The organism is Pontiella agarivorans, from assembly GCF_034531395.1.
GTDB classification, from domain to species: domain Bacteria; phylum Verrucomicrobiota; class Kiritimatiellia; order Kiritimatiellales; family Pontiellaceae; genus Pontiella; species Pontiella agarivorans.
The window spans coordinates 1,092,386-1,110,540 of sequence record NZ_JARVCO010000012.1 but is presented as its reverse complement, the minus strand read 5'-3'; the positions used below and the strand labels follow the sequence as shown (position 1 = coordinate 1,110,540).

Genomic DNA, 18,155 nt, shown 5'->3' with positions numbered 1-18,155 from the left:
GGTTATTCTCCGATAATCTTGACGAGGGCGCGCTTGTCGCGCATCCCGTCGAGCTCATAATAGAAAATCGATTCCCACGGACCGAAATCCAATTTTCCGTCCGTGACGGCCACCACCACTTCGCGGCCCATCACGGTGCGCTTCAGGTGAGCATCGGCATTATCCTCATACCCATTGTGTGCATACTGGTCATAAGGTTTTTCCGGCGCCAGTTTTTCCAACCAGCGTTCGTAGTCGGAATGCAGTCCGCTTTCATTGTCATTAATAAAAACCGACGCTGTAATGTGCATGGCATTCACCAGGCACAGCCCTTCCCGGATCCCGGATTCGCGCAGACATTCTTCAATTTCCGGCGTAATATGAACGATCTGCCGCCGTTTCGGCGCTTTAAACCAGAGTTCTTTTCGGTACGATTTCATTCAACTCCCTTGAGATATTCATCGAGCGGCACCAGCATTTCATTGAGATACAACTGCTTCATCAATTCACAGTCAAGGCGATGGCCGGCTTTGTAGGATTTAATGTGACCGACAAACTGGCCATTCGGAATCAAGGCAATCGCGGCCAGCAGATCCAGCACAGAACGGTGCCAGACCGCTTCCAGCGCTTTACCTTCGTGAACCAGACGCGGTTCATTGATGTAGCGTTTTTTACCGGCGATCGATACGTTTTTCTTATTGTAGCCCAGATTCCGCACATCAGCGAACAGCTTGCCGATGGTCCGACAGTACCAGACTTTGGCATTTGATGTGTTTGTCCGAGCAACCGATGCCATTTCCGTCAGCTCTTTGCAAACCGGAAAAATAATGCGCTGCTGCCCCAAAGCCGTATTGAAATTGATTGCCGCATCAATGGTCAATTGCGGATTATCCGGATTCAGCGGCGGAGCCAGCGTAACAAAGTCCCCATAGGTTCCGCCCACGGTAATCGGCTTTTTGACGGTAAAATAGTTCACCGGTTTTTCCGAATTTTCCACACCGCACGATTTAATGGCCTCCACCACATCCAGACTGCCCTGCTCAAATAACGGCGGATCCCCGGAATCGAATTTAATAACCATATTATCGATGCCCATCCCCATACGCAGCGAAATCAGATGTTCCACCATACGCACATAGTTGTGCGGATTACCTGAACGCAACACAATATTGCTGACAATCTGGCCCGTCGTCCAGACATTGGCAATGCCCACCCGGATGGGCAGCGAATTCGGGAGATCGGCGCGGTCGAGCCACCAGCCCTCCAGATTGGACGGCGCAAGTGTGATCGTCCGCATCGCTTTACCCATGAACGTTCCGGGACCGGAAATCGTTGTTTCTCCGCCCAGAGTAGTCTGCGTTTTACGCAACGGCTCAACCGGTTTATCGCTCAAATCCCAGTCCACCGGGATCGCGTTCATCTCTGCATACGAAGCCTTAATCGCCTCTTCATCGCCCATCAAAATGGTGCCTGATTCTGTCATAAAACGGTTCCGTCCATAGTTATAAATTGATCAAATGAATGACCCGTTTTTAGATTTTTCGTTCAAACTAGGCAATCAAAACCAAACAGGTACCGTTGTTTAGATTCCCAAAAGCATTTCCCGTTTTTCATAGGCATTCCGATGAGTTGCCATCCCCGCCCCCCCTGTGATACATCTTTCCGTCTGTTGATCAGAACGCATACGCAAAGCAGGGATTCAAATTGAAAGACGGGAAAGTCATACGTTCCGCCGGGGTGGTTGGAAGTTTCACATTACTGAGTCGCGGACTGGGCATGTTGCGCGACATCATCATTGCCTACCACTTCGGCACCTCCATCTGGGCTTCGGCATTTTTTGTGGCCTTCACCCTGCCCAACCTGTTCCGCCGGCTTTTCGGCGAAGGAGCACTTTCCGCCGCGTTTGTCCCGATCTTCATTGAAACGCGCACAAAAGAAGGCGATCAGTCCGCATGGAACATGGCTGCCAAAGTGGTCACCATGACCGCTGCCCTGCTTTCAAGTATCGCCATCATCGGGGTTCTGCTCTTTTCTGTCCTGACCCGGCTCCCCTGTTTTTCCGATAAATGGATCACCACCTTCGAACTGTCACGCATCATGTTCCCCTATGTGGTTTTCATCTGCCTGGCCGCGCTCTCCATGGCGGTGCTCAATTCCTACCGGCACTTCGCCACGTCCGCCTTTGCCCCCTGCCTGCTCAACCTGATCCTCATCGTCATCATGCTCGCCGTTTTTCCCGTGGTGGGAAAAGAGCCCTCTATCCGTGCAACGGCGCTGGCGTGGGGCGTCCTGCTGGCCGGAATTTCCCAGATCGCCATTCAGCTGCCGGCACTGAAACGTTTCGGCTGTCCCTTCAAATTTTCCAACCGCTGGAACGATCCCAAAATCCGGAAAATGCTGTTGCTCATGGGCCCGGCGGCACTCGGCATGGCAGTCACCCAGTTCAACGTACTGATCGACCGGCTGCTCGCCCTCTGGATCGGCGACTGGGCCCCGGCCGCCCTGTTTTACAGCGAACGTATGATCTATTTCCCCCTAGGCATCATTGCCACCGCCATGGGCACGGTACTGCTGCCGACCTTTTCCACCCAGCGCGCCGAAGACAATCATGCCGCCATGAGCACCACCATCACCCACTCCCTGCGGCACCTCTCCTTCATTATGCTTCCCGCCGCGCTCGGACTCCTCGTCCTCGCGCCCGATATCCTCTCCTGCATCTTTGAATGGGGCGGCCGTTTTTCCGAATATTCCACCTTACTGAGTGCCCGCGCCCTGATGTTCTATGCGCCCGGCCTGCTGGTCTTCAGTGCCGCCAAAGTGTTTGTTCCCGCCTTTTATGCCATGCAGGACACCCGGACCCCTGTACGCATCGGCATTTACATCGTACTCATTAATCTGGCACTCAACATTATTTTCATTCTGATCCTGCCCGAATACTGGAAACACGCCGGCATGGCCTTCTCAACGGTGCTCGCCGAAGCCGTCGGCATGAGCGTACTCGGCATACTGCTGACCCGCCGCGTCAAAAATATCGAATGGCCGTCTATTCTGCGCAGCTCGCTCCGGCACCTGCTGAGCGCGCTCCTCATGGCCGCCGCCGCCTGGTTGACCGCCCGGCTTCTGCTTCCGGTCTTTGGAAATATGCTGCCGCTGAAACTGGCGAACATGGCCTCGCTGACCACCGCTATGGCCATCGGAGCCCTGACTTATTTCCTGCTCTCACTCGCGCTTCGCGCTCCGGAACTGCGCGAACTGAAATCCGCTCTTCTGCGCAGGTAAACCCATGGCCGATCACTTTGCCCAACTCTGCCGGCTCACCGGACAGGCCGTTACCGATTACCGCATGATTGAAGATGGCGACCGCCTCCTCGTCGGCATCAGCGGCGGCGTAGACTCCATGATGCTCATGCATCTGCTCACCCGGCTGCAGCAGCGCGCACCCGTAAAATTCGAGCTGTTCGGCATCCATATTGACGAAGGTTTCAAGGGGCTCAACCCTCAGCCCCTCGTCCATTATGCCGAAGCCAACGGCTGGCCGATCAAGGTGGTCCGGGCCCCGATCGCTGAACTGATTCTCGAAAAGAAAGCCGATGAACGCCCCTGCGCGCTTTGTTCGCGGTTGCGGCGGGGTTTTATTCATGGCTATGCGGAAGAGATCAAAGCGGATAAGCTGGTACTCGGCCATCACCGCGACGATCTGTGCGTCAGCCTTCTAATGGGGCTCTTCCGCGGAACCGGCCTGAAAACCATGGGCCCCAATGTGTCTGGCGACGGCGGGAAACTGCGCGTCATCCGTCCCATGTGCTATGCCCCGAAAGATCTCATCGAATCCGCCGCAGAACCGTTCGATTTTCCGGACCTCGGAAACTGCGATTATGCAGAACAGCTCGAAACTTCAGGCGACCGCGCCCGCTTAGAGCGCCTGCTGAAAACCCTAGAAACCGATTTTCCAGGCCTTGGAAAAAGTATGCTCCACTCAATGAAAGATCTACGGCCCGGCCATCTGCTGGATAAAAAATATCTCAAACTGAATTAATCCTTCTTTTCACAATTCAGTTTTTTATACTCGGCGCATGAAATGTGTTCTTGCGCTTGATCAAGGTACCACCTCATCCCGATCGATCCTTTTCGACCATGCCGGGAATATCCGTGCGGCTGCTCAGAAAGAGTTCAAACAGATCTATCCCCGGCCCGGCTGGGTGGAACACGATCCCGAACAGATTTGGCAAACCCAGCAGTTCACCGCAAAAAAAGCCATGCATGAGGCCGGCGTACACTGCGAAGACACCGTCGCTCTCGGTATCACCAACCAGCGCGAAACCGTCGTGGTCTGGAACCGGAAAACCGGGGAGCCGGTTTATAACGCCATCGTCTGGCAGGACCGCCGGACTGCAGATTTCTGCGCAAAACTCAAAACCGACGGACTCGCCGACACCTTCCACAAAAAAACCGGACTCTTTCTCGATCCCTACTTTTCAGGCACCAAAATCCGCTGGATTCTCGACCATGTCGACGGTGCCCGAAAACAGGCGGAACGCGGAGAACTCGCCTTCGGCACCATCGATTCCTGGCTCATCTGGAAACTGACCCGGGGCGGCGCACACATAACCGATGTCAGCAATGCCTCGCGTACGCTGCTTTTCAATATCCACACCCTGCAATGGGACAGCGAACTGCTGGAACTGCTGGATATTCCCCCCTCAATGATGCCGAAAGTCCGATCCTCCAGCGAGGTCTACGGAACGGTCAATAAATTCCTCTGCGAATGCGGCGTCAGAATTTCCGGCATGGCCGGCGATCAGCACGCTGCACTTTTCGGCCAGGCCTGTTTTGAACCCGGCTCCTCCAAAAACACCTATGGTACCGGATGCTTCCTGCTCATGAACACCGGCTCCGAAGCCGTCACCTCGAATAACCAGCTCCTGACCACGCTGGCCTGGAAGCGCGGCAAAGAAATCAACTATGCCCTCGAAGGCAGCATTTTCATCGGCGGCGCAGTGGTCCAATGGCTCCGCGATGAAATGGGCCTCATTCAAAAAGCATCCGACATTTCAAAACTCGCGGCTGAAGTCCCCGACACCGGCGGCGTCTATTTTGTTCCCGCCTTTGCCGGACTCGGCGCACCCCACTGGGATCCCGCCGCACGCGGGACCCTCATCGGCCTGACCCGAGGCACCGGAAAAGCGCACATCGCCCGGGCGGCACAGGAAGCCATCTGTTTCCAGTCTCTGGAAGTGCTGCGTGCCATGGAAAAAGACTGCGGCACACCGTTGCCTTCCTTACGCGTGGATGGCGGTGCCTCTGTCGATAACCTGCTGTTGCAGATTCAGGCCGACCTGCTCCAGGTTCCGGTCGAACGCCCCGCCATGGTTGAAACCACCGCCTTTGGAGCCGCAGCCCTTGCCGGACTGGCCGTCGGATTCTGGGAATCGACCGACGAAATTTCCAATGTCCGGAAAACCGACCGCATCTTTGAACCGTCTATCAGCAAAGATGAAGCGGAATCGCGTTTCGCCAGATGGAAACAGGCGGTCGAGCGCTGTAAAAACTGGGAGAACGGAACATGATTATCGGTGTGCCGAAAGAAGTGAAACCAGACGAATACCGAATTGCCATGCTGCCGGTGGGGGCGCAGCTGCTGGTGCAGGACGGTCACACGGTAATTATTGAAAAAAATGCCGGTCTCGGAAGTGGATTTTCGAACGACGATTACGCGGACGCCGGCGCCGAAATTATCGAGTCCGCAGAAGATCTGTTCCGCCGCGCGCAAATGATCGTAAAAGTCAAGGAACCTCAACCGGATGAAATCGGCCGCTTAAGGGCGAATCAGGTGCTGTTCTGCTATTTCCACTTTGCCAGCTCACATAAATTGACCCTCCAGTGCATGAAAAAGAACATTTCCGCCGTAGCCTACGAAACACTGACCGATGAACACGGTCGCCTGCCCCTGCTGACCCCCATGAGTGAAGTGGCGGGTAAACTGTCGATACAGGAAGGCGCCAAGTGCCTGGAAAAACCGATGATGGGCCGCGGTATCCTGCTCGGAGGCGTCCCCGGCGTTCCCCCGGCCAATGTACTGGTGCTGGGCGGAGGCGTGGTGGGTATCAATGCGGCTCGGGTCGCTGCCGGGCTCGGCGCAAACGTCACGATCATGGATATCAATCTTGACCGGCTGCGACAACTGGATGAGATGATGCCCCCGAACGTAACCACGGTTTTCTGTGAACCGCATGCCATCGAACGCTATGCCGTTCAGGCCGATCTGGTGGTGGGCTCGGTCCTGATTCCCGGTGCACGGGCTCCCAAGCTGATATCGCGCGAACTGGTATCCAACATGAAAAAGGGTTCAGTGATTGTCGATGTATGCATCGATCAAGGAGGATGCAGTGAAACCAGCAGACCGACTACCCATGGAGATCCGGTATATGTGGTGGATGAAGTAGTCCATTACTGCGTCACCAACATGCCCGGAGCGGTTGGCCGCACCAGCAGCTCGGCTCTTTGTAATGCCACGCTGGCCTACTGCCGCGAACTCGCCAGCCTCGGACTCCAGGGATTTCTCGACAAAAGTCCGGGCAGGGCCGCGGCCCTGAATATGCAAAACGGCCGAATCATCTGCACAGCCGTTGCTGAAGCATTTCCGGATCTTGAAAACGAAGTTCGGTTTGTTTCATCCGGCAGGGTTGAATAACTTTTCTATCGATTCAATGCGCGTCGTGGTTTAAGTTCTGCGACTTATTTTCAGGAGAACTATCATGATAAAAGCAAAAATCGTTGGTGCCGGAGGATACGGTGGAGTCGGGATTACCGAACTGCTGCTGAAACATCCGGAAGTGGAAATCGGATGTCTGGTGAGCTTGTCGGACACCGGACGAAAAATGAGCGATGTGTTTCCTCACCTGCGCGGTTTTTGCGATGAAGTGATTGTCTCCCCGGATGATCCGAAAACCAGAGAATTGTATGATGTGGTTTTTTATTCGACCCCCGACGGAGTCGGCATGAAGAGTGCAGCCGCAGAACTGGAGCGCGGTGCCAAAGTCATCGATTACAGTGGCGATTTCCGGTTCGGTACAGCAGATCGTTATGCAGAATATGCTAATTTCATCGGGCTCGATCCGGTGCACAAATCGCCGGAGCTTCTGCCGAACACCGAATACGGACTGCCGGAGCTTCATCCCATTGACGAGTCGCACAGACTGGTAGGCAATCCCGGCTGTTTTGCCGTGAGCTGTATTCTCGGTCTGGCGCCTGCAGTGGCGGCCGGAATTATCGATCCGAAGAGCATCATTGCCGACTGTAAAACCGGTGTTTCCGGAGCAGGAAAAAAGCCAAATGCAGCATTTCACTATCCCAACCGTTACGACAACATGAATGCCTACAGACTTGCCGGACACCAGCATACCGTCGAGGTCGAACAGGAACTGAGCCTGCTCAGCCAAGAACAGGTGCAGATGACTTTTACCGCCCAGGTCGTTCCGGTCTGCCGCGGCATCATGTCCAGCCTCTACGCCTCCCTTCACGGCCAAAAAGCAAACGAGGTCGTCGAAATCTATCGTGAATACCACAAAAACAACCGTTTTGTCCGGGTTCAGGATGCCGGCACGCCGGCAAGTATCGCTGATGTACGGGGAACAAACTACTGCAACCTTACGGTGGATGCAGACGAACGCAACAACCGCCTGCGGGTGATTTCGCACATCGACAACCTGATGAAAGGTCAGGCGGGCAATGCCCTGCAAAACATGAACCTTATGTTTGGCTTTGATTCTGGCACAACACTTGCGAATCCTGGTCAGTATCCTTAAAGAGATACGGCTAACGGGGTTTAAGAATGAATCGGATAATTAGATTGGCGACAGCAGTCGCCGCATTGATTGCCTATCTGGCAACTTTACGATTCATTCTCCCCCCAGACCAGCCCTACTTTATTCTGGGCATCGGCATGGTGGCATTGATTACATGGTTGTTGGGCACAATACCCGGCATCATTGCACTTGGAGCATTAATTCCCCTGACGCACCTCGTTTATCAACAATTCACCGTCTCGGCCAGCTATGTGCATTTTGCCAGCTCACCGGCTTATCTGGGGCTCCAGCTGGCCCTGGCTCTCGGGATCGGTCATATGCGGCGCGAAAAAATGCGTTTGCAGAAAATCGCCACAGAACTTCTGGAGTCCAATGCTCACCTGCAGGATGTGCTTTCCCAAGTTCAGGAACTCGGTGGCGTCCACAATCTGTGCAGCGGATGCAAAAAAATTCAGGACGATTCCGGCGTCTGGCAATCCATCGACCGTTTCCTGAAATCCAAAACCAAGATGAAATTCAGTCACGGTATGTGCCCGGACTGTGCTGATAAGTTCAGATCCCCGCCTCACTCCACCAGTTCGTGACGCATACTGTGCCCAATGTGGCAGGTGATTTCATAGGGAATGGTGCCGGCCAATCTCGCCAGATTTTCCACACTGTTGGGCGCGGCTGGATCAGATGAAATCACTTCCACCTCATCCCCCACCTGCACATTGGGAATATCCGTCACATCCACCGTCATCTGGTCCATCGAAACCCGCCCGCGCACCGGGGCATCCATGCCGTTAATGCGCACCACGGCCTTATTGGAAAGATTCCGGAAATAGCCGTCCCCATAACCGATGGGCACCACACCCACCCGGCTGTCGCGATCGTAGACATGCGTCAAACCGTACCCGCTGCAACCCCCTGCAGGTATCCGTTTCACGGCAATCAATTTGGCCTTAACCGACATACACGGCCTGAGATCAACCGAATTTTGAATTTCATCCGATGGCTTACACCCGTATACCGCAATCCCCGGGCGGACCATATCGAAATGGGTATCCGGAAGATCCAGCGTCGCCGCCGAATTTGCCGCATGAATTCTAATCCCCTTTCCAGCCACCGGAAGAATGGCACGGAACCGTTCCAATTGCCGGAATGTCGCGGAACGATCCGCCTCATCCGCCGTTGCAAAATGGGTATAAATACCGGTCAGCTCCACTTCCGGCGTTTCACAAATCAGCTCAATCAGCCGGGGGGCCTGTTCTGAGGGAACCCCCAGACGTCCCATTCCGGTATCCACTTTCAGATGCACCCGCGCAGTTTTTCCAACCCGCACGGCAGCCGCCCGAATTGAATCCAGCGCAGATTTCGACATCACAGTCTGAGTAATCTCCTGCCACACCAGTTCATCCTGCACCGCAAAATCATCAAAATAAGCGGAGAGAAAACACAGGATAAATCCGTGACATCCCTTGCGCCGCAGTTCCAGAGCTTCCTGCGGTGCCGCAACGGCAAAACCGTCGGCACACTCCGTCAACACCGGAAACAGCACATCCATGCCATGGCCGAAACAGTCGTCCTTCACCACCGGGCAAAGTTTCACACGTTCACCAATCAAGCTCCGCAGTGCAGCCAGATTGTGCCGCACGGCGGATTCAGAAATTGAAGCAGTTAAATAGTTTTTCATCGTTTCCAATGGCAGGAAAATTCGTCCTGCCTTTTTCTTGCAGACGCGGGGCACGCGGAGGGCTTAACCCACGAATAAATAAAAAAAGCTTCCAGAAACTGGAAGCTTTTTGTTGTAGCCGTTTTTCCAAAGCTTGGAAAGACTAAGCACAGCACAACTGGGTATCATGATCCGTTTCAAACGCTTCGATATCCTCAACAAACATGAGCGATTCACCGATATCATCGAGCCCTTGCAGCAGTTTGTTTTTCACCGCCTGGTCCACATCGAAAGAGAATACATCTTCACCGAAGGTCACCGTTTGCTCTTCAAGATTCACGGTGGCTTCAAGCGGTTCATCCGCTTCCGCAAGACTGAAGATTCTATCAACTTCTTCACTGGTCAGCTGAACGGTCAGCACTCCGTTTTTCGAGCAGTTATTGCGGAAAATATCCGCAAAGCCCGGGATATCGCCTTCAATCGGTGCAATCACCACTTTAAAACCCTGCTGCGCGACGGCCCACACCGCATGCTCCCGGCTCGATCCGCAACCGAAGTTGTTACGGCCGATCAGAATCGAGGCCCCCTGCGTTTTCGGCTGATTCAGGATAAAGTCCGGATTGTCCGACCCATCCGCATTATAGCGCCAGTCCGAAAACAGCGCCGGACCAAAGCCCGTCCGTTTGATGGATTTCAGGTGTTCTTTCGGTATCAGCGCATCGGTATCAATATTAGCACGGTCTACCGCGCAGACCACGCCTGTGAATGTTTCAAATTTTTCCATTTCTAAACTCCAGATTTCAGAACCACGAATCTCCACTGATTTTCTCAACCAGTGCCGATTAGTGCTGATTAGTGGTTAACCTTCCAGTTCGCGGACATCTACAAAACGGCCGTTAATAGCCGCTGCGGCCGCCATCGCCGGACTGACCAGATGAGTGCGTCCGCCACGCCCCTGACGCCCCTCGAAGTTTCGGTTCGAAGTGGAAGCGCAACGTTCCTGCTCCGCCAGTTTATCCGGATTCATCGCCAGACACATCGAACAGCCCGCATAGCGCCACTGTGCACCCGCCTCGTGAAAAATACGGTCGAGCTTTTCGGCTTCAGCCTGATAACGGACTTTTTCAGAGCCCGGAACCACCAGCACCCGAACACCGTCAGCAACCCTTTTGCCCTCCATCACTTTTGCCGCTTCACGTAAATCTTCGATACGGCCGTTGGTGCAGCTGCCGATGAATACCGCATCCACTTTGATATCGGTCATTTTCTGTCCCGGCTCAAGTCCCATATAATCGAGCGCCGCACGAACATCTTCCGGAGCATATTCTGCAACCGCATCCAATTGCGGAACTTCCTGATTCACACCGGTAACCATGCCCGGACTCGTGCCCCACGTCACCTGCGGTTCAATTTTCGTAACGTCGATCACCAGCTCCTTATCAAAGGTTGCATCGTCATCGGTAAACAGCGTTTTCCAGTAAGCGATCGATTTTTCAAGCGCTTCGTCTTTCGGAGCAAACGGACGGTCTTCGGCCGTAACATAATCAATCGTTGTCTGGTCCGGAGCAATCAGGCCCGAACGCGCACCGGCCTCAATCGCCATGTTGCAGACCGTCAGGCGCCCCTCCATCGAAAGCGATTCAATCGCTTCCCCGCAGAACTCAAACGCGCAGCCGGTTCCGCCGGCCGTGCCGATTTTACCGCAAAGTTCGAGCACAAGATCCTTCGCCGTAACACCGGTCGGAATTTTGCCCTTATATTCCACCTTATACTGCAGTGGTTTCGTCTGACGCAGGGTCTGTGTGGCCAACACGTGTTCGACTTCCGACGTACCGATGCCGAAAGCAATGGCCCCGAAAGCCCCATGCGTTGCCGTATGTGAATCGCCGCACACAATCGTGGTGCCCGGCAGCGTGATGCCCTGCTCCGGACCGATAATGTGGACAACGCCCTGTTTGTCGGACTCCATGCCGTAGAAGGTGATGCCGTGGTCCGCGCAGTTGTTCTGCAAGGCATCCACCTGCGCTTTAGCGATCGGATCCGTGATTTCCGAGCGGCTGTCCGTCGGCACGTTATGATCGGTCGTTGCGAACGTCAGTTCCGGATGGCGCACCTTGCGGTTCTGCAGACGCAGCCCTTCGAAAGCCTGCGGGCTCGTCACTTCATGAACGAGATGGCGGTCAATATAAAGCAGCACCTCGCCGCCCGGAAGTTCCTTGACGACATGCCGATCCCAGATTTTTTCAAACAGTGTTTTTCCCATAATGATTACCTTGGTTTAAGCGAACCGGGGATTATAGAGATGCCGAAAAGGCGTTCAAGTCATTCTTTGGCCGTTATTTGACTGATTTTTTCAAGCAGAAAGAAACTGCAGAAGAACTCCGATTATGCACTGCACCTGTTCACTCCACATATCTCATATCGTTTTTTCAGCCCTTGGAAAATCCTCACTCTTTTCTTCCGAAACCTCCGAAGAGTGGATACTGCAGGTGCCCTTTTATTCCTTATCGGCAGATTCCTGATTGTTCAGTTCGTTAAACTTCGCCGCCATCGTCGGATTGCGCCGGGTTAATTTTTTCACCGTCACCTTCTGCGCCTTGTCATTGGCGAGACGCAGATTCCGGTCCGTGCCCAACAGCGCATCTTTCGTTTTCTGAAGATGGGTAATGGATTTATCGATCTCATCAATAGCGGTTTGGAATTTCCGGGAGGCCAGATCGTAGTTTTTCCCGAATGCCGTTTTGAATTTTTCGAGATCGCTTTCAAAACTGGTGATGTCGACATTCTGCGCTTTGACCAGTTCAAGCTCGGTCTTGTATCCCAGCGAGTTCATCGCCGCATTACGCAACAGGGTAATCATCGGCAGAAAAAACTGAGGACGAACCACATACATTTTTGGATAGCGGTGAAATACATCAACAATGCCCGTGTTGTAAAGCTCACTTTCCGGCTCTAGCAAAGAGACCAGCACCGCATACTCGCACCCTTTTTCATTACGATCCTTGTCGAGTTCCTTGAGAAAATCCTCGTTCTTTTTCTTCGTGGCCGTGGTGTCGATCTCATTCTTCATCTCAAACATGATCGAAACGATTTCAGTGCCGGCCTCATCCTGATCACGGAAAATATAATCGCCCTTGCTGCCGGAACTCGCGTCATTGTCCTTCTCAAAATAAGCCCGCGGAAACGCCGTTGCCCGAATCCGGTTGAATTCGGTCTCACAATGCTGCTCGAGCGTTTCGCCCACCATCTTGGTCGACAGACGGGCCTTCATATCCCGAAGGCGCTCAATCGCATCATCGCGGTCTTTAATCTGCGTCTCGTACTTGTCTTTGAGCGACTTCTCGGCGAGCTGCTTTTCAAGCGCGGCCTGCTGCAGACCGCTCTTCAGTTTATCGCGCTCCTTCTCGACATCGCTGACCGCCTCCGTGATCGCCAACTGCTGAGCTACCGCATTTGCATCCAGTTGCCCTTTCAGCTCCTGAATCTCAGCATCCTTTTTCGCCGCGGTCTTCTGCAGCTGCTGCGACAGCCTGCTCTCGGCCAGCTGCTTCGCCTGCTTCAGTTCGTTCGCCAATTCGTCGCGTTCCTTTTCAACGGTGCTCAGGGCCTGAGTCACTGCAAGCTGCGTCTCCACCGCACCGGCATCCAGTTTCGCCCTCAGCTGTTGAATCTCAGCGTCCTTGGCGGCGGCCGCCTTCTGCATCTCGCTGCCGGCTTTTTCCTTCGCCAGCTCAACCGCATTGCGTTTTTCCGTCTCTGCCAGTTTCAGCCGTTCATCCAGCTGCTGCTCGAACTCACTGTCACGAACCTGCTTCAGAATATTCGCGTACCCCGCATCATCGAGCGCAAATTCCTTCCCGCAATGCGGGCATTTTATTTTTCCGGCTTCCATAATGCTGACCTCTCCCTGCCACGATTCCGCCATTCACTCTCCGCGTCAGTCAACCCAACCAACGTAGAATGGAGACCTTATCGGGATTCCAAAAGCAGAACAAAATAATTTAAACGAAACGAGCCACCCCGGGGATCGGGGCGGCTCGGATATGACGAATGAAACGACGTTCCCGTCGTCCGCTGGCGGGGTCGCGGCCCCCGCCCTACATGCAGCGGCAGTTCATGACCGCGGATTTACAGCTCGGCGAGTGCGGCGTTGAAGGTTTCGCTGGGGCGCATGGCCGCGTTGGCGGCTTTTTCGTCCGGACGATAGTAGCCGCCGAGGTCCACAGGTTTACCCTGGCAGTCGATCAGCTCAGCCACGATTTTCTCTTCGTTGGCTTCGAGCGTTTCGGCCAGTTTGGCAAAGCGGGCTTTCAAGTCGGCATCCTGCTCCTGCGCGGCGAGGGCTTCGGCCCAGTAGAGCGCGAGGTAGAAATGGCTGCCGCGGTTATCAAGCTCACCGGCTTTGCGGGACGGCGATTTATTTTCCTCGAGGAACTTGGCATTGGCCAGATCCAGCGTGTCGGCGAGAATCTGTGCCTTTTCGTTGCCATAGACCGTCGCCAGATGTTCCAGCGAAACACCAAGGGCGAGGAATTCGCCGAGCGAATCCCAGCGCAGATGGTTTTCAGCCACGAACTGCTGAACGTGTTTCGGAGCAGAACCGCCGGCACCGGTTTCGAACAGGCCGCCGCCGTTCATCAGCGGAACAATGGAAAGCATCTTGGCGCTGGTGCCGAGCTCGAGGATCGGGAACAGGTCGGTCAGGTAGTCGCGCAACACGTTACCGGTGACAGAGATGGTGTCTTTTCCGGCCTTCGCGCGTTCCAGCGTCAGGCGAGTGGCTTCGACCGGCGGAAGAATCCGGATATCCAGGCCTTCGGTATCATGGTCTTTCAGGTAGGTATTCACCTTTTCGATCAGCTGCCCATCATGGGCGCGATTGGGGTCGAGCCAGAAGATGGCCGGAGTACCGGTGGCGCGGGCGCGGGTGACGGCGAGTTTGACCCAGTCCTGAATCGGCGCGTCTTTCACCTGGCAGGCACGCCAGACATCGCCGGCTTCCACGTCATGAGCAATCAGCACGTTGCCGTCGGCATCGACGACCTGCACCGTTCCAGCCTTTGGAATTTCGAAGGTTTTATCGTGCGAGCCGTATTCCTCGGCTTTCTGGGCCATGAGTCCGACGTTCGGAACCGTGCCCATGGTGGACGGGTCAAATGCGCCGTTCTGCTTGCAGAAATCGACGGTTTCGGCATAGACGCCGGCGTAGCAGCGGTCGGGAATGATGAAGTTGGTATCCTGCTGTTTGCCATCTTTGTTCCACATCTGACCCGAAGAGCGGATGGCGGCCGGCATGGAGGCGTCGATAATGACGTCGGAGGGTACGTGCAGGTTGGTGATGCCTTTGTCGGAGTCGACCATGGCGAGATCCGGCGCAGCGTTGTACCAGGCCTTGATTTCGGATTCGATAGACGCGCGGGTTCCAGGCGTCAGACGGTCGAGTTTGGCATAGAGATCGCCGATGCCGTTGTTCGGATCAAAACCGGCTTCAGCCAGCTCGTCGGCATAGCGTTCGAGAATCGGCTTATAGAATACTTTTACGCAGTGGCCGAAAATGATCGGGTCGGACACCTTCATCATGGTGGCTTTCATGTGAAGCGAAAAGAGGGTGCCGGCTTCCTTGGTGGCGACGAACTGTTCCGCCAGGAATTTTTCCAGTGCTTTGGCGCTAATGAAGGTACCGTCGATGACTTCGCCGGCGAGCAGCGGCAGCTGCTCTTTCAGCACAACGGTCTCGCCATCTTCGGCCTTCAGCTCAATGCGGACTGTGGTGGGTTCAGCCACCGTGACCGATTTTTCGTTGCCGTAGAAATCGTTTTCATCCATTGAGGAAACGACAGATTTGGAATCGGCCGACCACGCGCCCATGCGGTGCGGATTGTTTTTGGCATACTGTTTTACAGCCGAGGCGGCGCGGCGGTCGGAGTTGCCTTCGCGCAGGACCGGGTTGACGGCGGAGCCCTTCACCTTTTCATATTTCGGCAACGCGGCCGGATCGTCATATTCCGGCAGGTTGTACCCCAGCGCCTGCAGTTCGGCGATACACGCCTTCATCTGCGGGATGGAAGCGGAAATGTTGGGCAGTTTGATAATGTTCGCTTCCGGCTTTTTGGCGAGTTCACCGAGTTCAGCAAGAGCATCGCCGACTTTCTGGTCGTCCGTCAGGCATTCCGGAAACTGAGCCAAAATGCGGCCGGCCAGCGAAATATCGCGGGTTTCCACCGCTACTCCTGCAGCCGCGGTATAGGCTTCAATAATCGGGAGAAGGGAACGGGTTGCCAGCGCGGGCGCTTCGTCGGTGATGGTGTAGATAATCTTTTCGCTCATGAATTATATTCCGTCGTTTATGGTGAAAAATAAGCTGAAGTGTCTAAGGGAAACCGGCGGGGATGTCGAGATCTTTCCAAAGCTTGGAAACTTCAAAAATCCGTATTTTTACTCCGCATTTTTCAAGATTTGAAGAGACAGCGGCTTCGATTCACAGTCCTGTTTCGGCACACCGTTTTCAGAAGCTTGTCAATCGATTTTCAGCACCACCGCAGAGGAGGTATTGTATTTTCCGCCGCGGAAGGCACAGAAAAGATATTCGGGTTTCCCGTCTTTAATCAGCAACTGAGGGCGTTCAAAGCGGCCTTCACGATCAAGTCCATTGGGAGCTTCATCAAAATAATGCACCGCCTCTTTGTAAGCGATCTCGGGCTCGCTCCAGCTGATTCCGTCGTCGGAATGAATAATCAGTCCGTATTCATGGTTATAGAAGCCCATGTCGCGCAGGATCATATGATACTGCCCGTCTTCCCGCCAGACATAGCCGTCCTCGCACTGCACACGGATATCGATCAGGGAATAATCGACAATCGGATTCCCCTCAAATTTGGTATAGGGCCCAGTGAGGTTATCCGCCATGGCAACACCGTAGCGCCGGTTTCCTCCGGTTGGAAGCGTCGCATAATCCCAGCCTTTATAATAAAGCCAATAACGCCCGTCTTCGTGCTGCACAAAAGCCGGATTACTGGTCACCATATCATCCCATGACCCCGGTGCCCCGACATCAACCATCGGCTGATCCCCCACCCGTTCCCACGGGCCGTCCAAGCTGTTCGCCACCGCCATACCGACGCGTTTGGTTTCAACCAGTGCCTGGAAATACGGTGCATATTCATCGCTGTCCATTTCCATGATTTCATCCAGCGAGACATCAAGGGCTGCTCCGCTGGATCCCATATAAAGCATGACATACCGACCATCCACTTTATAGACGGTCGGATTATGAATGGACCACGAGTCCCAGGAATCGTCACGCTCCCCCTTCAGCACCGTTCCCAGATCGGTGTACGGTCCTTCCGGAGAATCCGCCACCGCATGGCCGACCTCGCAGGCCGCCACCCAACCAAGATGGTCGTACGCGTTCAGCCATTTGGAATAAAAGACATGCACCCGGCCTTGATCATCATAGATGGGTGAGCAGCACCAGACGTTATAATCCGGATCCTCAAGAATTCTTCCCACCGGGCTGAGCTTTCCCGCAAACTCCGAAATTTTCTCTTCCCGGTTAAACAGTTCTTTTTCTGACATCGCCACACCTCTCCTGCATCTAAAAAAACAGCCCCGCCGAAAAAGCGGGACTGGAAAAACTCATCCGTTAAAAGCGATCAACGGCTGTACTGAAACGTTTATCCGATCTTCAGAACGACCCCCGAAGAGGTGTTGTATTTCCCACCGCGAAAAGCACAGAACAGGTATTCCGGATGACCGTCCTTACCCATCAGAAGCTGCGGCCGTTCAAACCGTCCTTCACGATCAAGTCCATTGGCATCCTCATCAAAATATTCATGCGAATTGCGGTAGGCGATCTGAGGATCAGACCAGCGCACCCCATCCTCCGACTCAAAATAGAGACCGTATTCATGGTTCCAGTAGCCCATATCGCGCATAATCATTTTAATCAGACCATCCTCCATCCAGATGTAGGCATCTTCGCTCTGGGCATTTTCGCCAACATATTTCAGGTTGATCATCGGTCCGTCTCCCTGCTTCACCCAGGGTCCGTCCAGCGATTTTGCAATCGTGAGTCCATATTGACGGTTGGTATTCTCGCCGGTCCAGGTGCCCAGTTCATTCGCCAGCTCAATATCCTGCTCCCAGTCGGCAATACACCACGTCTTGTAATAAAGACGCAGCTCATCATCGGACACTTTAAGAAAAGCCGGATTGGTCGTGCACATTGAATTCCAGGCCCGGGGATCCGGATCCGGTTTGATAATCGGCTCCGGTGATCTTTCCCACGGCCCATCCAGCGAATCCGCCGTCGCCATACCGACCCGCTTCGTGTAAACGGTGCCGTCGGAGACCCCCAGATAGAACAGGACATATTTATCGCCCACTTTATGAATGGTCGGATTGTGGCAACTGCCGGAATCCCACCAGTCGCCGCCGCGCGGGGCCACGGCCACGCCGACGGTTTCATACGGTCCGGCCGGATCGTCTGCGACGGCATGCGCAATCTCGCAGCACGTCAGCCAGCCGTCATGATCGGCTTCATTGAGCCAGCGCGAATAGAACACATGGATTTTCCCGTCCGGACCGTAGATCGGCGAACAGCCCCAGATATTATAATCCGGACTTTCAAGGATCCGGCCGACACCGGTCAGATTTCTGCAGAAATCCGATTCCACTTCCGGCTTAGCGTTGATTTTGTTTGCCGTAGCACTTGTCAT

The 18,155-nt window shown here is 54.3% G+C and carries 15 protein-coding genes; 6 read left to right on the top strand and 9 right to left on the bottom strand.

All coding sequences use genetic code 11. The features are described 5' to 3' along the window. Window positions 1-2: 2 nt before the first annotated feature. Both P9H32_RS17545 and P9H32_RS17540 read right to left on the bottom strand, forming a co-directional pair. The gene (locus P9H32_RS17545; RefSeq protein WP_322610223.1) at window positions 3-419 is read right to left on the bottom strand and encodes a secondary thiamine-phosphate synthase enzyme YjbQ; all 417 of its coding nucleotides are present in this window, start codon (window positions 417-419) and stop codon (window positions 3-5) included. Further along, the gene (locus P9H32_RS17540) at window positions 416-1,462 is read right to left on the bottom strand and encodes a UDP-3-O-acyl-N-acetylglucosamine deacetylase (RefSeq protein ID WP_322610222.1); all 1,047 of its coding nucleotides are present in this window, start codon (window positions 1,460-1,462) and stop codon (window positions 416-418) included. Before P9H32_RS17540 ends, P9H32_RS17545 begins: the two co-directional genes overlap by 4 nt. A gap of 221 nt (window positions 1,463-1,683) precedes the next feature. Between P9H32_RS17540 and murJ the strand changes: the two genes are divergently transcribed. From murJ to P9H32_RS17510, 6 genes are all read left to right on the top strand, one after another. Next, complete coding sequence (gene murJ, locus P9H32_RS17535) at window positions 1,684-3,258, top strand: murein biosynthesis integral membrane protein MurJ (RefSeq protein ID WP_322610221.1); 1,575 nt, start codon at window positions 1,684-1,686, stop codon at window positions 3,256-3,258. A gap of 4 nt (window positions 3,259-3,262) precedes the next feature. Then, window positions 3,263-4,015 carry a PP-loop family protein gene (locus P9H32_RS17530; RefSeq protein ID WP_322610220.1) on the top strand — a complete coding sequence of 251 codons (753 nt, stop codon included), beginning with the start codon at window positions 3,263-3,265 and terminating at the stop codon, window positions 4,013-4,015. Window positions 4,016-4,052: 37 nt separating this feature from the next. Further along, window positions 4,053-5,546 carry a glycerol kinase GlpK gene (glpK, locus tag P9H32_RS17525; RefSeq protein WP_322610219.1) on the top strand — a complete coding sequence of 498 codons (1,494 nt, stop codon included), beginning with the start codon at window positions 4,053-4,055 and terminating at the stop codon, window positions 5,544-5,546. Further along, on the top strand, window positions 5,543-6,670 hold the full coding sequence (gene ald, locus P9H32_RS17520) for an alanine dehydrogenase (protein WP_322610218.1): 1,128 nt from the start codon (window positions 5,543-5,545) through the stop codon (window positions 6,668-6,670). Before glpK ends, ald begins: the two co-directional genes overlap by 4 nt. Before the next feature lie 64 nt (window positions 6,671-6,734). After that, window positions 6,735-7,784 carry an N-acetyl-gamma-glutamyl-phosphate reductase gene (gene argC / locus P9H32_RS17515; RefSeq protein ID WP_322610217.1) on the top strand — a complete coding sequence of 350 codons (1,050 nt, stop codon included), beginning with the start codon at window positions 6,735-6,737 and terminating at the stop codon, window positions 7,782-7,784. Between the two features lie 26 nt (window positions 7,785-7,810). Next, window positions 7,811-8,368: a hypothetical protein gene (locus P9H32_RS17510; protein WP_322610216.1), complete on the top strand. Its 558-nt coding sequence runs from the start codon at window positions 7,811-7,813 to the stop codon at window positions 8,366-8,368. Here P9H32_RS17510 and alr read toward each other — a convergent pair. The 7 genes from alr to P9H32_RS17475 all read right to left on the bottom strand — a co-directional run bounded on the left by alr (window position 8,350) and on the right by P9H32_RS17475 (window position 18,155). Continuing rightward, window positions 8,350-9,459: an alanine racemase gene (gene alr, locus P9H32_RS17505; protein ID WP_322610215.1), complete on the bottom strand. Its 1,110-nt coding sequence runs from the start codon at window positions 9,457-9,459 to the stop codon at window positions 8,350-8,352. The genes P9H32_RS17510 and alr overlap by 19 nt on opposite strands. Window positions 9,460-9,601: 142 nt before the next feature. Beyond that, window positions 9,602-10,222: a 3-isopropylmalate dehydratase small subunit gene (gene leuD, locus P9H32_RS17500; protein WP_322610214.1), complete on the bottom strand. Its 621-nt coding sequence runs from the start codon at window positions 10,220-10,222 to the stop codon at window positions 9,602-9,604. A gap of 75 nt (window positions 10,223-10,297) precedes the next feature. Then, entirely contained in the window at window positions 10,298-11,701 is a 1,404-nt protein-coding gene (gene leuC / locus P9H32_RS17495) for a 3-isopropylmalate dehydratase large subunit (protein ID WP_322610213.1), read from the bottom strand. 234 nt (window positions 11,702-11,935) lie between these two features. Then, complete coding sequence (locus P9H32_RS17490; protein ID WP_322610212.1) at window positions 11,936-13,363, bottom strand: DUF2130 domain-containing protein; 1,428 nt, start codon at window positions 13,361-13,363, stop codon at window positions 11,936-11,938. Window positions 13,364-13,566: 203 nt separating this feature from the next. Further along, entirely contained in the window at window positions 13,567-15,765 is a 2,199-nt protein-coding gene (locus tag P9H32_RS17485) for an NADP-dependent isocitrate dehydrogenase (RefSeq protein WP_322610211.1), read from the bottom strand. 189 nt (window positions 15,766-15,954) lie between these two features. After that, on the bottom strand, window positions 15,955-17,013 hold the full coding sequence (locus P9H32_RS17480; protein ID WP_322610210.1) for a glycoside hydrolase family protein: 1,059 nt from the start codon (window positions 17,011-17,013) through the stop codon (window positions 15,955-15,957). Window positions 17,014-17,111: 98 nt separating this feature from the next. Beyond that, on the bottom strand, window positions 17,112-18,155 hold the full coding sequence (locus tag P9H32_RS17475) for a glycoside hydrolase family protein (RefSeq protein WP_322610209.1): 1,044 nt from the start codon (window positions 18,153-18,155) through the stop codon (window positions 17,112-17,114).